Annotated in this window: 2 protein-coding genes; one reads left to right on the top strand and one right to left on the bottom strand. The window is 68.2% G+C overall.

Annotation, left to right across the window (positions count from 1 at the left end; genetic code table 11):
• A partial coding sequence (locus tag EVS83_RS15500) for a HAMP domain-containing protein (protein WP_208108787.1) occupies window positions 1-839 on the bottom strand: 839 nt, incomplete at its 3' end.
• Between the two features lie 236 nt (window positions 840-1,075).
• Here EVS83_RS15500 and EVS83_RS15495 point away from each other — a divergent pair.
• Window positions 1,076-1,418, top strand: a 343-nt coding sequence (locus EVS83_RS15495; RefSeq protein WP_133502092.1) for a PAS domain-containing protein, incomplete at its 3' end; no start/stop codon positions are given.

Genomic DNA, 1,418 nt, shown 5'->3' with positions numbered 1-1,418 from the left:
GCCTGGCCGCCGAGCTTGCCTTCGGTACCGACTTCTCGGGCGACGCGCGTCACTTCCGACGCGAAGCCGCGCAGCTGGTCCACCATCGTATTGATGGCTTCCTTGAGCTGGAGGATTTCGCCGCGCACGTCCACGGTAATCTTTCGCGAAAGGTCGCCGTTCGCGACCGCGATCGTCACCTCCGAGATGTTTCGCACCTGCGCGGTCAGGTTGGACGCCATCTGGTTCACCGAATCGGTGAGGTCCTTCCAGACGCCCGATACGCCCTTCACCTTCGCCTGGCCGCCGAGCAGGCCGGCGGTACCGACTTCGAGCGCGACGCGAGTCACCTCGGACGAGAACTCGCCCATCTGCTCGATCATTCGATTGACGATCGTCGCCGAGCGCAGGAACTCGCCCTGCAGCGGACGGCCTTCGGCGTCGAGCGGCACGAAACGCGTGAGGTCGCCCTTCGACACGCCGGCGATCGCCTCGGTGATCGTGTCGACCGGACGCACCAGGTCGTCGACCAGCTCGTTGACCGAGCGCTCCATCTGCGCCCACTGGCCGCGGCGCGCGGCCGGCGCGATGCGCTGGCGCGTCTGGCCTTCGCGACCCACGGCCTGGCGCACGCGACCGAGTTCATCGGCCAGCGCACGGTTGTGCACGACGATTTCGTTGAAGGCCGCGGCAAGGCGGCCTTCGATTCCGTCCCAATGGCCCGGCAGCTGGACGTCGAAGTTGCCTTCGCCCACGGCGGTCATCGCGGCAAGCAGGGCCTGCAGCGGATCATCAAAGACGGGTGGACGGGCCGCGGACTTGGCGGCGGAACGGGTGCGCCGCGCGGTGGCTTCGGTCACGTGATTCTCGAGAAAACGCCCATCCCCATGGGCAGGGTCGCGCGAGAATAGAGGCGGCCGTGTCGACGCGGCGTTCACATAATTCGCGGCGTTCATGTAGCGAATAGCCTCGCCAGCGGGCTCTTCGTTGCGCGCAGCGCATCAAGATCGTGTGGTGACGGCCGTCTCGAACGTCCTTCGCCGGCGGCACGGCCGTTGCATGAATCGGTTCAGGCGCCTGCCGTTTCGGAACCGTTATGTCCGCCGTCCTCGCACCCCACTGGTCCTATGAAGGCGCGTTCCATGACGCGGCGGGCGGGCTTGCCCTGATCGGCCTCGACGGCCGCTGGCTGGTGCTCAACGACGCCGCCTGCGCCCTGCTCGGCCGGCCGCGGATCCGCCTCGAAGGCCGCTCCGCCGCCGGCGCCTGCGAACTGGAGGACGCCGTCGCGCTGATCCGCCAGATCGAGGCCGCCATCGACGGCACCACGCGCGCATTCGATCTGGAATTGCGCGTGCCCCGGCTGGACGGCAGCCACAGCTGGCTGCGGCTGGGCGCCTCCGTCATTCCCGATGCGCAGGGCTCGCCCAGCTACCTCG

The organism is Cognatilysobacter terrigena (assembly GCF_004361065.1).
Taxonomy (GTDB): domain Bacteria; phylum Pseudomonadota; class Gammaproteobacteria; order Xanthomonadales; family Xanthomonadaceae; genus Cognatilysobacter; species Cognatilysobacter terrigena.
This window is presented reverse-complemented; position numbering and strand designations above follow the sequence as displayed.